Origin of the sequence: Larkinella knui (assembly GCF_003858645.1) — a bacterium.
GTDB classification, from domain to species: domain Bacteria; phylum Bacteroidota; class Bacteroidia; order Cytophagales; family Spirosomataceae; genus Larkinella; species Larkinella knui.
The window spans coordinates 755,427-772,557 of the sequence record NZ_RQJP01000005.1 but is presented as its reverse complement, the minus strand read 5'-3'; the positions used below and the strand labels follow the sequence as shown (position 1 = coordinate 772,557).

Below are 17,131 nucleotides of genomic sequence, written 5' to 3'. Positions count from 1 at the left end.
TTTCCGTATCTTTGCGGTCGATTCCAAATCCATGTAATATCGTGAGTTACAAAGAATATAAGAACCTGAATTACGCGCAGGTTGGCGATGATATTTTAGCATTCTGGAAAGCCAATCGCGTTTTTGAGCAGTCCATCGAGACGCGCGAAGGGAAGCCTACGTTTACGTTTTACGAAGGCCCGCCGTCGGCCAATGGCAAACCGGGGATTCACCACGTCATGGCCCGGGCCATCAAGGATATTTTTTGCCGCTATAAAACCCTGCAGGGCTTTCAGGTCAAGCGCAAAGGCGGTTGGGATACGCACGGTTTGCCCATCGAGTTGCAGGTGGAAAAAGAACTGGGCATTACTAAAGACCACATTGGCAAACCCGAATCGGAAGGCGGTATCAGCATCGAGGATTACAACCAGAAATGCCGGGAAGCCGTCATGAAATTTACGGATCTCTGGAACGACCTGACCGAAAAAATGGGCTACTGGGTCGATCTCGACAACCCGTATGTAACCTACCAGAGTGAATATATCGAATCGGTCTGGCAGTTGCTGAAACGGCTGTATGACAAGAACTTGCTGTATAAAGGCTATACGATCCAGCCCTATTCGCCGAAAGCCGGAACCGGTCTGTCGTCGCATGAACTGAACATGCCCGGCACGTATAAAGACGTGAAAGACACCACGATTGTGGCGATGTTCAAGACCAAACCGTCGGATCAAACCTTACAGGTCTTTGGAGACCTGCAAGGTTCACAACCTTACATCCTGGCCTGGACAACCACGCCCTGGACGCTGCCCGCCAACTCGGCGCTGACCGTCGGGAAAGACATCGACTATGTGCTGGTGAAAACGTTCAATCCGTATACCTACGAGCCGGTCAGCGTGGTGCTGGCCAAAGCCCTCGTTGGTCGCTGGTTCAATGAAAAAGGAAAAGAGGGCGACTTTGAGGGATTTACGGCTTCGGACAAAAAACTGGTTCCCTGGACGATTCTGAACGAGTTTAAAGGCTCGGAACTGGCCGGTATTGAATACGAGCAACTGCTGCCCTACGTTCAGCCCGAAGCGCCCGCTTTCCGCGTTATTCTGGGCGATTTCGTCACGACCGAAGACGGTACGGGCGTCGTCCATACCTCACCGACGTTCGGGGCCGATGACTTCCGGGTTGCCCAGCAAAACGGCATTCCGCCCATCATGGTGAAGGACGAAAACGGCAAGGACGTGCCGATTGTGGATAAACAGGGCCGTTTTGTGAAAGAAATCGGCGAGTTTGGCGGTCGGTATGTGAAAGAGCAATATTATTCCGACGAAGAGCAGGAAGCGCCGGAGTTCAAACCGACGGACGTGCTGATTGCCATCAAGTTAAAGAGCGAAGGAAAGGCGTTTCACGTTGAAAAATACGAACACCCCTATCCGCACTGCTGGCGGACCGACAAACCGGTGTTGTATTACCCGCTCGACAGCTGGTTTATCAAAACGACGGCCGTCAAGGACAAACTGGTTGCGTTGAACAAAACCATCAACTGGAATCCGGAAAGCACCGGAACCGGGCGGTTTGGTAACTGGCTCGAAAATCTGGTGGACTGGAACCTGAGCCGCAGCCGGTTTTGGGGAACACCCCTGCCGATCTGGCGCAATGAAACCGGCCGCCGTGGAAACGGTGACGAAATTTGCATCGGTTCGGTTGCCGAGTTGAAAGCCGGTGTTGAAAAAGCCGTAGCCTCAGGCCAGTTGTCAGACGAACAAAAAGCGAAAAACGAAGCGTATCTGGAGAAACTGGCGTCGGGTGAGTATGACCTGCACCGGCCTTATGTCGATGAGCTTTACCTGGTTTCCGAATCAGGTAAAGTGTTGCAACGCGAGTCGGATTTGATCGACGTTTGGTTCGATTCCGGCGCGATGCCGTATGCGCAGTGGCATTATCCGTTCGAAAATAAAGACGTTTTCGAAAAAGCGTATCCCGCCGATTTTATTTCCGAAGGCGTCGATCAGACGCGTGGCTGGTTCTTTACGCTCCACGCCATTTCCGGGATGCTCGGCACGCTGGACGAAAAAGCCGACTCGTCGGTCGCGTTTAAAAACGTGGTTTCGACCGGTTTGGTGCTGGACAAAAACGGCAACAAAATGTCGAAGCGGCTCGGCAATGCCGTCGATCCGTTCACAACGCTGGCCACTTACGGAGCCGATGCCACGCGCTGGTACATGATCACCAACGCCGAACCCTGGGACAACCTGAAATTCAACATCGACGGGATTGCCGAGGTGCAGCGCCGGTTTTTCGGAACGCTCTACAATACGTACTCGTTCTTTGCCCTGTATGCCAACCTCGACCAGTTCGATTTCGACGGTGCACGGACGATTCCCGTTGACCAGCGCCCGGAACTGGACCGCTGGATTCTGTCGAAATTGCAGTCGCTGGTGCTGGAAGTGGAGCAGCAGTTTGAGAATTATAACCCGACGAAAGCAGGTAGGGCGGTTCAGGATTTTGTGAACGACCAGCTTTCAAACTGGTACGTGCGGCTTTCGCGCCGGCGTTTCTGGAATGCGCCTAAAACGGCGGATGGGGCGTTGAGCCCGGATACGCGGGCGGCTTACGAAACGCTGCACGAATGTCTGACGACGGTTTCCAAACTGATGTCGCCGATTGCGCCGTTCTTTGCCGACTGGCTGTATCGCAACCTGATCAAAGAAACCGAGTTGTCGGTTCACCTGACAGAGTTCCCAAAAGTAGATAACGCATTGATCGACAGCGACCTGGAAACGTCCATGCAACTGGGGCAGGATATTTGTTCACTGGTTCACTCGCTGCGGAAAGGGCATAAAATCAAGGTGCGTCAGCCGCTGACGAAGGTGCTGATTCCGGTATTGAACGAAACGACCCGGCGGCAAATCGAGCACGTTTCACCAATTATTCAGTCGGAGGTGAACGTAAAAGCCGTGGATTTTATCGACGATGCATCCGGTATTCTGAAGAAGAAAATCAAGCCGAATTTCAAAACGCTGGGGCCTAAATTTGGTCCGATGATGAAAGACGTGGCCACGACGATCAACACCATGACCGAAGAGGACATCCGCCGACTGGAAGCCGCCGGAAGCATGCAACTGGGCATTGGTGAGATTACGATGGCCGACGTTGAAATCCGGACGGAGGACGTTCCGGGCTGGATTGTAGCGAGTCAAAACGGATTAACGGTTGCGCTGGACGTGACGGTTACGCCCGCATTGCGTCAGGAAGGCATCGCCCGCGACTTCATCAACCGCATCCAGAACCTGCGGAAAGACCAGAATTTCGACGTAACCGATAAGATCCGGATCGAGCTGGAGAACAACCCGACCGACGTCCTGACCAGTGCCATCGAGACGCACAAAGAGTACATCTGCCAGGAGGTCCAGGCGCTGTCGCTGGAGCTGGTCAACGATCTGAACGGCAATGCTACGGAGATCGAAATGGATGAGTTTTTGCTGCGCGTCAAAGTGGCCGTCGCCTAACGTACCCACGGAGTTTAGTCCGTCAGATCTTCACTTATCAGGATCTGACGGACTAAACTCCGTGGGTACATCATTTTACCAGTATTTTTCGAACAAATTGCTGGTGTTCGCCCTTGACCTGAAGAAAATACGAACCCGTTGGTAGTTTCGGCAGTAAAAGCCGTTTTTCATTGCCGTTCAACTGGAAAACCTGCTCCTGAAGACTTCGGCCCTGCTGATCACTCAGTTTGGTTTGGACGGCTTCATTCATTCCAAATCCCACAAACCGCAGCGTTACTTCCGGTTTACTGGTTTCGATCGGATTGGGAAATAGCAGGACGTCGGACTCCATGCCATTTTCCACAAAAACGCCCTCCCGGGCCGTTGCCGAACTGGTCAGGTAAATTTTGTCCAGGTAGCACAGCGGTCGGGCGCTTCCGGTCGCTTCCTGAAAATAAATATCAGACAACGAGGTTGGGCTATTGAACGTTGAAAGCGGAATCGTTACCTGCTGCCATTGATTCGTGGTTGGGGTTACGGTAGAATACGGCCCTCCCCCATTCAGGATAATCCGGATTTGCTGCCCGGTATTCGTTCCGCCGTGAACCCAGAATTTCAGATGCGTCAATCCCGCCAGACTCACCGGCGTATTGGCGTGCAGATACAAACCGGCCCAACCCGCATCGTATTTCACCGACAGCGATTTTGTGCCACTCTGCACCGGTGCCGTGTTTCCGAAGTTTCGCGTAGTGCTCCACGACCAATCGGCCCAATTGCTGTTCAACGCATCTTCATAAATCAGATAGGTGGTTACTGCTGAGCCCGTTACCGTGACCGACGTTACTGCGGTTTTCGTGCAGGCATTAAGTCCGACGGTCAGCGTGTACGAGCCGGTAGCCGCCGTCGTTACGTTGGCAATTGAAGGATTTTGCGTGTTGGCGGTAAAATTAGTGGGACCGCGCCAGGAATAGGTTGCGCCCGTTCCGGCATTGGTAGCCCTCAGACTCAGGGTTTGTCCCGCTAAAACCGGGCTGTTGCTCCCCGCCACCGCCGTCGGTGTGGCATTGACCGTGACAGATGCCGTCGCGGTTTGCGAGGTTCCACCAGCGGGCGTAACCGTCAGGGTGTACGAGCCGGTGGCGGTGGTACTGACGTTGGCAATTGTCGGATTTTGCAGGGTCGATGTAAAGCTGTTGGGCCCACGCCAGGAATAGGTCGCCCCCGTTCCGCCGTTTGAAGCCAGCAAGTTCAGCGTTTGTCCGGCACAAACCGGGCTGTTGCTCGAAGCCGTAACCGCCGGAGGTGGTGTTGTGCCGCCATTCCCGGAAAAATAGGCCACCACGAAGGTGTAAGCCGCCTGATAATAAATGGCGGGTTCCGTTACTTCCCACGACGCATCGGGCCAGACGGTATTCCAGTCGCGGTAGGCTTTCATCGGAGGCTCGCCTTTCGGGGGCGTCGCCGTCCCGGAATAATACTGATTAGCGCCACCGGCCACAAAACCCGGTGCCGGACCAAATTGAGAGTTGGCACCGTCGTATTTTGCGGAGCCATCCCGATACCAACTGTGGTAAATTTCCATCACGCTGTTTTCGGCCCCCAGGTTCGCCCCTTTCACGCCCATGTTGCTTAAATACACCCACGACAGCGGATTCCGACCGTGCATGTAATGCAAATACTCTTCGGCGATTTCTTTATACAGCGCGGTTTTGGCCGAATTGACGCCCAACTCCGCCGATAAAATCGCCAACTGCGCCCACTTCATTTTCTGCTGATTCGAACCCCACGAATAATGCCCGCTCCACATGAACCCCAGATACGGATCATTTTTGCTGTTGTGATACGGTTCGATGATCGAATCCATCAGGTTCAGAAACCGGGTTTTTAATTCCGCCACAATCGTGGCCGTGGCATTGGGCGTCTGGCAATAAACGAAGTACGCCCGGTTCAGATCCCAGCACAACGAAGCATCCAGATTCCCGCTGGAGAACGGATGAAAACCGTTTTCGCTGGTGGCACTGACGTTTTTATAGTTGCTTTCAAAATAGGTTTTGTACTTGGCCGTGCCGGTTGTCCGGAACAGTTCGGCAGCCGCGTAAATCCGCAGACGCCGGTCCGCGTTGGCATTGGACCCGGCATCGGCAGCCGCCAGGGCCGCCCCGTCGGTTCCGGATGCCGGACTCATCGACGCGTTAGCTTCCAGAAACGTCCAGGCTTTTTCGGAAGCCGTTCGCAGCGTGGTGGCATAGCCGGGATTGACGGTTTGGTAGGTCCGGGCGGCATGGGCGGTCAAAGCCGCAAACGTCGCCGTAGCCCAGGTGGTTACGTTGGTATAATAGCGGGGTTGCGTATCGGTGGCGGGGTTATCGGTCCCATTTTCATAGCTGGTTACGGCCACGCGATTGTTGACTCCGCCGTTGCTTTGCTGCATTTTCAGCATCCAGTCCAGCTCCCACTTCAGCTCGTCGAGCACATCCGGAATGCCGTTGCCCGACTCGGGAATGCTCGTGTTGTCCGGAAAAGCCGCCGGACGGAGTTCATAAGCCACCAGCAAATCCCAGAGCGTTCCGGCCAGAAAAGGGATGTATTTATTGTAATCGCCCGCGTCATACCAGCCGCCGGTCACGTTCCGGGCCGTTCCGGTTTGGGCCGATGCGGTGTAGAGCAGTGCAGTGGCATCCTGCCCGTGGGCCACGGGATGGTTCCAGTTGCCGCCGTGGGTGGCCGAAATAGCCGTGCCACTGCGCTGGTAATAAAAGGTTTTCACCGACGTCTTCAAGACCGGCGAATAGACCTCATCTTTGATGTCAAAATCGTATGACCGAACATTTTTTGTGGGATCAACAATATAATACGTTCCCGGTGTTGTCAGGGCCGAAAAATCACCGTGCCAGATTTTGTCGCCGGAGTCACCGTGGGTACTGCCACCATTCCAAACCACCACATTCCCCGTAAAAACGACGCTGTTGTCGGCTGTTCTCCGTACCTGAAATTGCGTTCCCGGCGTGTAGCTGACGCTTCCGTTTTGTCCGGTAATAGGATCAGAAAAAACAGCGATCTTTTTAGAGTTGACTCGCCAACCAAATTGATCAACAATAATTTGTTTGTTGATCGTTTGGGCTTTAAGCAGGTGAAAATTAGCTGAATAGCCTACAAAAAAGATGAAAATAAAGAACCAGCGAAGCAGGGCGGCTGGTTTTGGCGGAGTAGTAAACCAGTTTGTCATCCATGTATTGTAGTAAAAGATGGAGGATTAATACTATACAATAATAGTATTAATGTCTGACAAATACCAGCATACCGGATGATATAGGTAAAAATTAGATGGTGAATGACTTCTGCACGTTCCGCTCTCCTCTTAATTCGCCATTCACCATCTCTTTAAGAAACCGCAAGCAGAGTGTATTGTTTTAAATAAGACTAAATTCGACAGCTGCCATCGCGTGTAATGTCGTCGTATCGAACAGCGGTACGTCCGTGTGTACCGCCTGAACCAGCATCGGAATTTCGGTGCAGCCTAAAATAACGCCTTCCGCGCCTTGTCCGGCCAGCTTCTCGATGATGGAGATAAACCGGTTTCGGGTACTTTCGCGGAAAATGCCTTTGCTGAATTCGTCGTAGATCTTCTGATGAACGTACGTCTGGTCTTCTGCATCGGGCAAAATTACGTCGATACCGAATCGATCCTTGAGTCGACCGCGAAAGAATTGACGCTCCATCGTAAAGCGGGTGCCCAGCAAACCCACGGTCCGAAAATCGGCTTTCTGAATGGCTTCGGCGGTTACGTCGGCAATGTGAATCAGCGGTACCGGCAAGCGTTCGGTCACGCCCCCGGCCACTTCGTGCTGGGTGTTGCAGGCAATGACGACGCAATCGGCTCCGGCGCGGACGAGGCCCTGGGCCATGTCGTCGACGGCGGTTTCGATGGCCTGCCAGTCGTCGGCTTTTTGCCATTGGCTAAACTCCTCGAAATTAGCACTCGACAACACGAGCTTCGCCGAGTAATGGCCACCCAATCGTCTACCAATCTCCTGATTGATAAGACGGTAGTAGACCGCCGAGCTTTCCCACGACATGCCGCCAATGATTCCGATGGTTTTCATTTTTCAGACCGATTACGGTTATTGGCCCACCAGTGCTACGCCCCAGAGCACAACGAACAACAGAGTCGACAGGGCCAGTTGACCCAGACGGGGATTCAATTCACCCGGTTTTTGGTGATTGGCTACCGCCCGCCCGTTCAAAACAAACAGCGGGAAAGCCAGCAGATACAACCAGCTAAACCAGTTGTGTCCAACAGCCAGCGTGTAGACAACCGCAAAAAGCATTCCGCCCACCAGCAGGAGCCAGTGGTACCGGATCGCCCGCTCCCGCCCTAACCGAACGGGAATGGAATATTTACCGGTTTTGGCATCGGTCTCGATGTCCCGGATGTTGTTGATATTCAGCACGCCCGTCGCCAGTAAACCAACGCTGGTAGCCGGTAAAAGAAGAATGGGATCGAATGATAAAGTGTGCAGAAAGTAAGTTCCCAGAACGCCCACCCAGCCGAAGAAGAGCAACACGGCAATGTCGCCAAAACCGCTGTAGCCGTAGGGCCGTTTGCCGTTGGTGTAGGCAATGGCGGCACCGATGCACAGAAAACCCAGGCCCAGAAAAATCCAGAAAACCTCCGTCGGTGCCTTTTTCAGCGACTCGATCAGCAGCCAGATTCCGGAAATCAACGCCAGTAGGGAAGTGACGATAATGCCCCGCAACATGGATTCTTTGGTAATCAGACCGGTGGCTACAGCCCGGCGGGGACCCACGCGCTCGGCGGTATCCTTGCCCGAAACCGCATCGCCGTAATCGTTGGCGAAATTGGAGAGAATTTGCAGGAAAATAGTGGTAAGGGATGCCAGAACGCAGATGGTCCAGCTAAACCGGCCCGCAGATGAGGCCAGAAAACTTCCCAGAATGATACTGGCCAGTGCCAGCGGTAAGGTGCGCGGCCGGGCAGCCGCAAGCCAACTTTTCATGATAATGATGAACGATGAATGATGAATGACAAAGCCCTTCTTATGGGCAATTCATCATTCATCATTCATCATTATTTATTAGATGCCAACGGCCGACTTGAATTCCGGATCGGTTGGGAGAACTTTGGAAGCGAAGAAGTGCGTCAGTTCGCCTTTTTCGTTGATGACGTACTTACAGAAATTCCAGGTAGGAACTTTATCGTTCCAGCCGTTCAAGGACTTGTCAGACAGCCACTTGTAAAGCGGTGATTGATTTTCGCCCAGAACTTCGGTTTTTTCAAACATCGGGAACGATACGCCATAATTCTTTTTGCAGAACTCGGCAATTTCGGAGTTGGTACCGGGATCCTGGCTTTTGAAGTTGTTGGATGGAAAACCCAGAACAACCACCTTGTCGCCGTGTTCTTTGTAGAAGGCTTCCCATTTCTCAAACTGCGGGGTAAAACCGCATTTGGAAGCCGTGTTCAGGATCACCACCTTTTTGCCCCGGTATTGCTTGAGCGGTACGGTTTTTCCTTCAATCGAATTGACCGTGAAATCGTACAATGATTTGGAAGGGGCAGCAGCCGACGCGGGCCGTACAGCCACTTCGCTTTTGTCGCTAATCAGAAAATTGAAAATTGTTTTTACGGACACAAAGCTGGATAAGGTTACAGCCAGGACACCAACAGACACCAGAAGAAGTAGCTTTTTCATTTGAGTTGGGAAAGGTTTACATTTTTGTAGGCACTTCAATTCCTAATAACTCCATTGTTTTACAGATAGTTTCGACAACGGCTTTCGAGAGGGCCACCCGAAATTTGAGTTTGTCCGCATCCGGTTCCGACAGGATCGATAGCTCACCATAAAACTGGTTGTAGGCCTTGGCTAATTCGAAGGCATACTGCGCCAGATAGGACGGAGCATAATCGGTACCGGCTTCGGCGATCCGCTGAACAAACTGCGTCAGCAAATATACCAATTGTTGCTCACTATCAGCCAGTTCAACCGGAATTAATGGATCTTTCAGATTAATTCCCAATTGCTCCGCTTTCCGCAAAACCGAGCAGATCCGGGCGTGGGTATACTGAATAAAAGGTCCGGTATGACCCTGAAAATCAATCGATTCTTCCGGGTTGAACGTCATCCTTTTTTTCGGATCGACTTTCAATAAATAATACTTCAGGGCGCCCATCGCCAGCATGTGGTACAATTTGGCGGCTTCCTCGCTTTCAAAATCGTCGATTTTCCCCAGCTCTCGGGTGCGGTTTCGGGCGGTTTCGATCATCTCTTCGATCAGATCATCGGCATCGACCACGGTTCCTTCCCGCGATTTCATTTTGCCACTCGGCAGATCGACCATCCCGTAGGAAAGGTGGAACAGACCGTCGGCATACGGCCGGCCCAACCGACGCAAAATCGCAAACAATACCGCAAAATGATAATCCTGCTCGTTGCCCACCACCCAGATACCGCGCTGAATCGGAAAATCCTGGAATTTCAGGTCGGTCGTGCCCAGATCCTGCGTTATATACACCGACGTGCCATCCGACCGCAACACCAGTTTCTGGTCGAGTCCTTCGTCGGCCAAGTCGATCCAGACGGAGCCGTCGCTTTTCCGGTAGAAAACGTTTTTCTGCAAACCGTCCTCAATCACGTCTTTCCCCAGCAGATACGTCTCCGATTCGTAATACGTTTTATCGAAGCTAACGCCAATTTCGTAGTAGGTTTCGGCAAAACCGGTATACACCCAGGCGTTCATCTGTTTCCAGAGCGCCACGATTTCGGGATCGCCCTGCTCCCACTGGCGCAACATTTCCTGCACTTTCAGCAGCAGGGGTGTTTTTTTCTCGGCTTCCTCGCGCGGCATTCCTTCCTCGACCAGCTCCTCAATTTGCTGCTTGTGGGCTTTGTCGAACCAGACGTAGTATTTGCCGATCAGGTGGTCGCCTTTCATTCCCGTCGATTCGGGCGTTTCGCCATTGCCGAACTCCTGATAGGCCAGCATCGACTTGCAGATGTGAATGCCCCGGTCGTTGACCAGACAGGCTTTCACGACCTCATACCCGTTGGCTTTCAGAATCCGGCTGACCGAATCGCCCAGAAAGTTGTTCCGCAGGTGACCCAGGTGCAGCGGTTTGTTGGTGTTGGGCGACGAAAATTCGACCATCACCGACTCGTTGCGGGCTGGCAACCGGCCCCAATCCGGGTCAGCAAGAATACCGCTTAGTTCATCGATCCAGACCGCATCCGAAATGCTGAGGTTCAGAAAGCCCTGAACGACGTTGAATTTGCTGACGATCTTGGTATTTTCTTTCAGGTACGACCCGATGGCCTGACCAATTTCGACCGGCGATTTTCGGGTCGTTTTGGTCAGCGGAAAGGTCACGAAGGTGTACAAGCCTTCGAATTCTTTTTTGGTAGGCTGTATTAAAACGGTTTCAACGGGTATACTGAACAGCGAACTGATCGCTTCGGCAATGGCTAGTTTGAGTTGTGCTTGAATGTCCATTCGACAAGGTAAGATTCAAAGCACAAAACTACGCCAAAAATTAGTTTCCATCCGTGTTGACGGGAAGGAACTGCATTAAAAACCGCTCATTCGGCCGGGGCCGTTCATCTGCCAGGCCGAATGGAGCGCGAGAAGCAATTTTAGCAATCGCTGCGTTCAAAATAGAGACCATCCGGAATCGATAATCATTTTGTAACACTGCCCCTTCTGTGTAGGTATCCGAGTTGATTCTTCTCCTTAAGTTTCGGGTACGCCGGAGGGCCAAGAGGTAATCGAACAGCTTTTTTTTCGCCGAAACCATAATCGGAGGGTTTGAACAGAAATTTCCCAGATTTGACGCACAAGCGGGCCGCAAGTCACTTTATTCTATTTAATAGCGATGAAGTACCATTTTCGTTTACATAAAAACCGAGTGGATGATTTGAGAAAATAGGCGGAATAGTTACCTTTAATCAGTATTTAATCAAAATGCGGATGATCAATCGTCTCACGATAGGGCTGTGGAGTTGGATGCTGGTACTATGTATGCCTGCACTTGCCCAATTTGAGCCTTCTGTCCGACTTGAATTGCCCATTAGTCAGAATTCAGAAGAATTTTTCGATGTAACAACGCTTGGTACGAAAGGGGTGCTGATCAACATCCGGCATGGCGATTATTATTCGTCTGCGCCGACCAAGTTTTCATTCAAGCGGTACGATACGGACCTCAAACTGCTGTGGGCAACCGATCATAAAATCGATCCCTTCTATGAGCCGGTTCGTTCCTGCCGGACGGAGCATTATCTCTACTGGCTGATGAAGGAAACCGCCAACGAGAAAATTGCGATCCTGCGGGTGAATCTGGACGACGGGTCAATGGAAACGTTTCGGGGGGGGCTGGTGACGCCGATGGATATTTTCCATTTCAAGGTGCTCGACAACATCGCTTACCTCGGGGGCTATTACCGCTCCCGCCCGGTGGTGGTTTCGTTCTCCTTCTTTGATCTGACTTCCAAGGTTTTACCGGGTCTGTATAGCAACCACATTCAGCTGAACGACATCGAAGTAGACGAGCAAAGACGGCTGGTTCATGTCATGACCGACGCAACGCACCAGCGCAACTGCGAGTTTACAGTCCGCACCTACTCGTATGAAGGAAAATTAATTCGGACGGTGAACCTCGACGGCAAGGAACACAGCCTCATTTCGGGCAAATTGCTTCCGCTCAACGACGAAGAATCCCTGCTGGTCGGCAACTACTCCAACGACTGTACGCCCTATTCGCAGGGCGTTTACATCACCCGGATTCGAAATTCGGCCGCCACTACGGGAGCGTCGGCTACCGGTGAAAATATGACGATCACCGCCCCGGAAGATACCCGCTACATCGACTTTTCGGAGCTTCGGAATTTTTTCAATTACATGAAGCCCAAGCGCCAGCAGAAAATGATCGAACGGCTGGCCCGGCGCAAAGACCAGGGCAAAGACACCAAGTTTCGCTACCGGCTTCTGGTGCACGACCTGGTGCCGACCGAGGAGGGACTTATGCTGATTGCGGAGGTCTATTACCCCCAATACCGGGGCAGCGCCTATCCTTATATGGGTTCCGGCCGATCGTTTGACCGGTATCAGGAAGGCTATCGGTATACGCACGCGTTTCTGTGCGGATTTGATAAAAAAGGGAAATTACTATGGGATAATTCGCTGCCGATTCCCGATCTGAGCAGCTATGACCTGCATCAGATGGTGCAGGTGTCGCGGCACGGCAACACGACCGTTCTGGCCTATCCACACGATGGCGAAATCAATGCGGAAGTCATTCAGGGTGCCAAGGTAGTGCGCGAACAGGAGAAATATTCACTCAAGAAACTGGGCGACAACGAAAAAGTGGTTTACTCCGAAAACGACCAGCTGGAGGCCTGGTATGACGGCCATTTTCTCGCCTGCGGATTTCAGAAAATTTCGACCGATCGCTCGCTGGCTCCTCCCCGCGAAGTTTTTTACATCAATAAAGTTACCCGCAGCCTGAAAGATCTGGATGCGCGCCCGTCGGACCGGTCGGCCAATCAGGACGAAACCGACACTACCCGAAAAACTTCCGGATCAAAACAATGATCAGGTTCAGCAGGACGCTGATGATTAGGCAGGTGACGATCGGGAAGTAAAAACCGCCGTTTTTGCCTTCAATGCGGATGTCGCCCGGCAATCGGCCGAGCCAGCTTAGCTTGTCGCCAAAGAAATAAACGACGACTCCGACCAGGACAATCACGGCCCCAATCCCGATTATGTATTTTCCAATACCAGCGTTCATAAACGTTGTTTTAGGAACACGGATTGGGCGGATTGAAACGGATCAAAACTGATTTTATCTGTGCAAATCCGTTCAATCCGCCCAATCCGTGTTCCCCTCTAAAATCTCCTCATTCATAACGTGCGGACCAACGAGCCTCGGGCAAAATGGACTGGTTTTTATTCAGCGGCCCTTCTCTATTTCTTCAGTCCGAAACCCGCGAAGGGCGCTTTCGCGTCATCCAGCACCAGCACCCAATCCGTCGTTGGCCCCGTAATGGTCGGCTTGAATTCCTGCGGACCGGTATTGGGGAATTCACCAATTTTCTGGCTTTTTCCGTCGCGTGGATTATACCAGTACGCCAGCACTTTCGGTGCTGCGGTCAGGCGGGCCAGATCAATTTTCAGCGGACTACCGTTGGGCGTATAGGCAAACAGAAAGTTATCATCTTCCGAAATGGCGGCCACCTGATGATTGCCGTCGTCGGGATTGGTATTCTGAATCAACCGCTCGTCGGGCATCAACCGCGTCCAGGGGTGCGACTCATACAACCGGCGCATAATTCCCATCTGAAACGCTCCGGCATGATCGAGGGCTCGTTTCCAGTGCGTGCGGGCCGCCGAGATTGGCGGGTTTCGGTCATTATCGAAGAATTGCCAGAGGTTATGATTGCCGTACGTATGTCCGCAACCACCGGATAAAATCGCCCACCAGGCCGCCTGCCGCACGTCAAAATCATCAAAATAGCCTTGTTCCGGTTTCCAGTTAACCGGATGGTCTTCGTAGCGCGGTTCGCCATCCAGCGTCGGTTTGGGAGGAAACATGGCGTAGTTCTGCCGTTGCATGACGTAATTCTTCTTGTTTTTTGTACCATGCCCCGACTGGAACATATTAATATTTAACCACTTATCACTATGAAAAAATCCCGCCGAATTGCTGTCGCCCTGCGGGTGATAGGTCATTAATTTGGTGCCGCCGTCGCCTTTCTTGATGCCTTCGGCCATCGCCCGAACCAGCGCCAGCCGTTGTTCACCTTCCGGGTTGCGGTCACCGCCCAAAATCCAGATAATCGGTTTGCCGCGGTACCGTTTCCCGATAAATTCACCATAGGTCCGGGCGTTGGCGGTATTGAAAATTTCGGGGCCTTTCCCCCATTTTTTGTTGAATTTATCACCCCAGGTCGGCAACAGCCCAACCACCAGCCCCAGTTCAGCCGCCCGGTTGATCACCCAGTCGACATGCTGGAAATACGCTTCATTCGGCTTGCCGGGATCGTTGTTGACCAGCGGCAATTGTCCATATTGATTGGGCTGGGTCAACCCGTCCAGTTCGGCCAGCACCACAGCCTGAATGACGGTAAATCCTTTGGCGGCCCGGTTTTTCAGGTAGAAATCGGCTTCTTCTTTCGTCAGACGGTGAAACAATTCCCAGGCGGTATCGCCCAGCCAGAAAAACGGCTTGCCATCCCCCCGCATGATGTAGCGCTTGTCGGGAATGATGTAAAGTTTAGAAAGCGCCGTGGCTTCTTTGGACACCACAGCGGTTTTTTGGGCATATCCGCAGGCGGACAGCATCAGGTACGCAATTGCAAAAGCAAAACTCTTCCTCACCCGGTTTCCCGAGCCTGCACGGAATGGATCTGTAACTACATTCATTTTAAGGGATAGACTACCGTAAAAACCGACATTTGAATGAAATCTAAGACGGTTTACTTATAATTCAAATACCTTTCCAAAAACTTGCCGTACTTTTGCGGCTTGTTACGACTATGACACCAACTCCGCGCGATATTGTTGCCGAGCTCCGGCAGGGAAGACTCATCAGGCTAGCCGACGAAACCGGGGTTTCACTGGCGTGCGATCCGGGCCATGCGGAAGCCGTCGAGCATTTGCTGGACGTCCGCAAAGACCTGGTTCCGGCCCCGTTACCCACCATTCTCATCACCGACAGTGGTCAGTTAAATCTTTATGTCCGGCCCGTTCCTGATGTGGCCTGGGATCTGATCGACTTCGCCGAGACACCACTGACGGTTTTGCTATCCAACGGCGTTAACTTGCCCGAAGCCTTTCGGGCCCAGGTTCCCGTGCGAAAAACGCTCAGCGAGCCGGTGCGAAAACTGATTGGTGCGTTTGGGCGCGGACTGCTTACGTTGCCCTTTGAAGATGCTGAATGGCCGGTTGGTTTGGCAAAACCACCCGTTTCCTGGGGAGAACTGCCCGCTAAAATCCAGCTTCCGCGCATTATGGAGTTAGGTCCAAAAGGAGAAGTGGCCTTTTTACGAAAATAATGAACCCTGTTGCGACCGTCGACCAGCCGCGGCCCGATTCATTATGCATGTGTTCTATGAACTTTACGGAAACCTTACATACCAATCCGATTTTTGAAGTAATTGCCCGGCAGGCAACTACGCTCGACGTTCGCGCGTACGTCATCGGCGGTTTTGTGCGGGATTTGATTTTGAAGCGACCGTCGAAAGACATCGATATTGTTTGCATTGGCAGTGGCATTGACCTGGCCGAAGCGGTGGGCCGGGAATTGAAAGTGCCGGTTATTGTTTTCAAGAATTTTGGCACGGCCATGCTGCCCGCCCAGGCCGATCAGCCGACCGAAACCGAAGCAACGGAAACCGTTTCCGGGAGTCGTTCGCTGGGCTGGGAAGTGGAATTTGTGGGCGCCCGCAAGGAGTCGTACCGGTCTGATTCCCGAAAACCGGTGGTTGAAAACGGTACGCTCGAAGACGACCAGAATCGCCGGGATTTTACCATCAACGCGATGGGAATCAGCCTGAACGAACGTGACTTCGGCCAGCTACTCGATCCGTTTGGCGGTTTGAACGATTTGCGCCGGAAAGTTATCAAAACCCCGCTGGAGCCCGCCATTACCTTTTCGGATGATCCGCTCCGCATGATGCGCGCCATCCGGTTTGCGTCGCAGCTGGGCTTCGACATCGAGCCGGACACGTTTGACGCCATTATCGCGATGAAAGACCGGCTCTCGATTGTGTCGCGGGAACGGATTACCGATGAGCTGAACAAAATCATTCTTTCGCCTAAACCATCGTACGGGTTCAAACTGCTGTATCACGCCGGTTTGCTCGAGCTGATTTTCCCGGAATTGCTGGCGTTGAAAGGCGTCGAAACCATCGAAGGAAAGGGCCACAAAGACAATTTTTACCACACCCTGCAAGTGCTGGACAACGTGGCCGAGCGTTCCGACGACCTGTGGCTGCGGTGGGCGGCTTTGTTGCACGACATTGCCAAACCCGCCACCAAACGCTTTGACCCCAAAGTGGGCTGGACTTTTCACGGCCACGAAGATCTGGGAGCCAAGCTGGTGCCGGGGATTTTTCGCCAGATGAAACTGCCGCTGAACGAAAAGATGCGGTTTGTCAAAAAGCTCGTTCGTCTGCACCTGCGACCCATCGCGCTCGTGAAGGAACAGATCACCGACTCGGCGCTCCGTCGCCTGCTGATTGAAGCCGGCGACGATCTGGAAGCCTTGATGAATCTTTGCCGCGCCGACATTACGTCGAAAAATTACGACCGTGTGAAGCGCCACATTGCTAATTTCGACAAAGTAGAACGGAAACTGCGTGAGCTTGACGAACGGGATAAACTGCGTAACTTTCAGCCGGTTATCACGGGCGAACTGATTATGGAAACCTTCGGCCTGAAACCGTCGAAAGAAGTCGGGCAGATCAAGATTGCCATTCGCGAGGCTATTCTGGAGGGAACCGTTGTCAATACGCTTGAAAACGCCGTTCCGTTTATGATCGAGGAAGGGCGGAAAATGGGCCTGGAACCGGTTACGGATCTGACCATTCGCTATGAAAACGCACCGGAAGTTCGCAAAGAGTCTTCTCCGGAAAACACGTAACTGACGAAAGTCTCAACTT

The 17,131-nt window shown here is 52.5% G+C and carries 11 protein-coding genes; 4 read left to right on the top strand and 7 right to left on the bottom strand.

Features of this window, described 5'->3' with window-relative positions:
• The first annotated feature begins 41 nt into the window (after nucleotides 1-41).
• On the top strand, nucleotides 42-3,479 hold the full coding sequence (ileS, locus tag EHT87_RS25505) for an isoleucine--tRNA ligase (RefSeq protein ID WP_124909526.1): 3,438 nt from the start codon (nucleotides 42-44) through the stop codon (nucleotides 3,477-3,479).
• A gap of 70 nt (nucleotides 3,480-3,549) precedes the next feature.
• On the opposite strand, the gene EHT87_RS25500 is transcribed toward ileS, so the two are convergent.
• The 5 genes from EHT87_RS25500 to argS form a co-directional block, all read right to left on the bottom strand.
• The gene (locus EHT87_RS25500) at nucleotides 3,550-6,684 is read right to left on the bottom strand and encodes a glycoside hydrolase family 9 protein (RefSeq protein ID WP_124909524.1); all 3,135 of its coding nucleotides are present in this window, start codon (nucleotides 6,682-6,684) and stop codon (nucleotides 3,550-3,552) included.
• Nucleotides 6,685-6,868: 184 nt separating this feature from the next.
• Nucleotides 6,869-7,561, bottom strand: coding sequence for an aspartate/glutamate racemase family protein (locus EHT87_RS25495; RefSeq protein ID WP_124909522.1), 693 nt, complete (start codon nucleotides 7,559-7,561; stop codon nucleotides 6,869-6,871).
• Nucleotides 7,562-7,579: 18 nt separating this feature from the next.
• On the bottom strand, nucleotides 7,580-8,476 hold the full coding sequence (locus tag EHT87_RS25490; RefSeq protein WP_124909520.1) for a 1,4-dihydroxy-2-naphthoate polyprenyltransferase: 897 nt from the start codon (nucleotides 8,474-8,476) through the stop codon (nucleotides 7,580-7,582).
• Between the two features lie 78 nt (nucleotides 8,477-8,554).
• Nucleotides 8,555-9,172 (bottom strand): glutathione peroxidase, encoded by a 618-nt coding sequence (locus EHT87_RS25485; RefSeq protein WP_124909518.1) that lies wholly within the window; start codon nucleotides 9,170-9,172, stop codon nucleotides 8,555-8,557.
• 16 nt (nucleotides 9,173-9,188) lie between these two features.
• Nucleotides 9,189-10,967, bottom strand: a complete 1,779-nt coding sequence (gene argS, locus EHT87_RS25480; protein ID WP_124909516.1) for an arginine--tRNA ligase — start codon at nucleotides 10,965-10,967, stop codon at nucleotides 9,189-9,191.
• A gap of 525 nt (nucleotides 10,968-11,492) precedes the next feature.
• On the opposite strand from argS, the gene EHT87_RS25475 reads away from it, so the two are divergent.
• The gene (locus EHT87_RS25475; protein ID WP_229321343.1) at nucleotides 11,493-13,061 is read left to right on the top strand and encodes a hypothetical protein; all 1,569 of its coding nucleotides are present in this window, start codon (nucleotides 11,493-11,495) and stop codon (nucleotides 13,059-13,061) included.
• On the opposite strand, the gene EHT87_RS25470 is transcribed toward EHT87_RS25475, so the two are convergent.
• Together EHT87_RS25470 and EHT87_RS25465 are read right to left on the bottom strand one after the other, a co-directional pair.
• A complete protein-coding gene (locus EHT87_RS25470; protein WP_124909512.1) occupies nucleotides 13,030-13,257 on the bottom strand; it encodes a DUF2905 domain-containing protein in 228 nt (75 codons plus the stop codon). The genes EHT87_RS25475 and EHT87_RS25470 overlap by 32 nt on opposite strands.
• Nucleotides 13,258-13,433: 176 nt before the next feature.
• Entirely contained in the window at nucleotides 13,434-14,891 is a 1,458-nt protein-coding gene (locus tag EHT87_RS25465; RefSeq protein WP_221622074.1) for a glycoside hydrolase family 140 protein, read from the bottom strand.
• A 113-nt stretch (nucleotides 14,892-15,004) separates the two neighbouring features.
• Between EHT87_RS25465 and EHT87_RS25460 the strand changes: the two genes are divergently transcribed.
• Both EHT87_RS25460 and EHT87_RS25455 read left to right on the top strand, forming a co-directional pair.
• Nucleotides 15,005-15,523 (top strand): L-threonylcarbamoyladenylate synthase, encoded by a 519-nt coding sequence (locus tag EHT87_RS25460; protein WP_124909510.1) that lies wholly within the window; start codon nucleotides 15,005-15,007, stop codon nucleotides 15,521-15,523.
• Between the two features lie 56 nt (nucleotides 15,524-15,579).
• Nucleotides 15,580-17,112: a CCA tRNA nucleotidyltransferase gene (locus EHT87_RS25455; protein WP_124909508.1), complete on the top strand. Its 1,533-nt coding sequence runs from the start codon at nucleotides 15,580-15,582 to the stop codon at nucleotides 17,110-17,112.
• The last annotated feature ends 19 nt before the right edge of the window (nucleotides 17,113-17,131 follow it).

Excerpts from the sequence above, each read along its gene's own strand:
- EHT87_RS25490 (WP_124909520.1), bottom strand. The coding sequence starts at position 8,476 with ATGAAAAGTTGGCTTGCGGCTGCCCGGCCGCGCACCTTACCGCTGGCA.
- EHT87_RS25475 (WP_229321343.1), top strand. The coding sequence starts at position 11,493 with ATGCCTGCACTTGCCCAATTTGAGCCTTCTGTCCGACTTGAATTGCCC.
- EHT87_RS25455 (WP_124909508.1), top strand. The coding sequence starts at position 15,580 with ATGAACTTTACGGAAACCTTACATACCAATCCGATTTTTGAAGTAATT.
- EHT87_RS25460 (WP_124909510.1), top strand. The coding sequence starts at position 15,005 with ATGACACCAACTCCGCGCGATATTGTTGCCGAGCTCCGGCAGGGAAGA.
- EHT87_RS25485 (WP_124909518.1), bottom strand. The coding sequence starts at position 9,172 with ATGAAAAAGCTACTTCTTCTGGTGTCTGTTGGTGTCCTGGCTGTAACC.
- EHT87_RS25465 (WP_221622074.1), bottom strand. The coding sequence starts at position 14,891 with ATGAATGTAGTTACAGATCCATTCCGTGCAGGCTCGGGAAACCGGGTG.
- argS (WP_124909516.1), bottom strand. The coding sequence starts at position 10,967 with ATGGACATTCAAGCACAACTCAAACTAGCCATTGCCGAAGCGATCAGT.
- EHT87_RS25495 (WP_124909522.1), bottom strand. The coding sequence starts at position 7,561 with ATGAAAACCATCGGAATCATTGGCGGCATGTCGTGGGAAAGCTCGGCG.
- EHT87_RS25470 (WP_124909512.1), bottom strand. The coding sequence starts at position 13,257 with ATGAACGCTGGTATTGGAAAATACATAATCGGGATTGGGGCCGTGATT.
- EHT87_RS25500 (WP_124909524.1), bottom strand. The coding sequence starts at position 6,684 with ATGACAAACTGGTTTACTACTCCGCCAAAACCAGCCGCCCTGCTTCGC.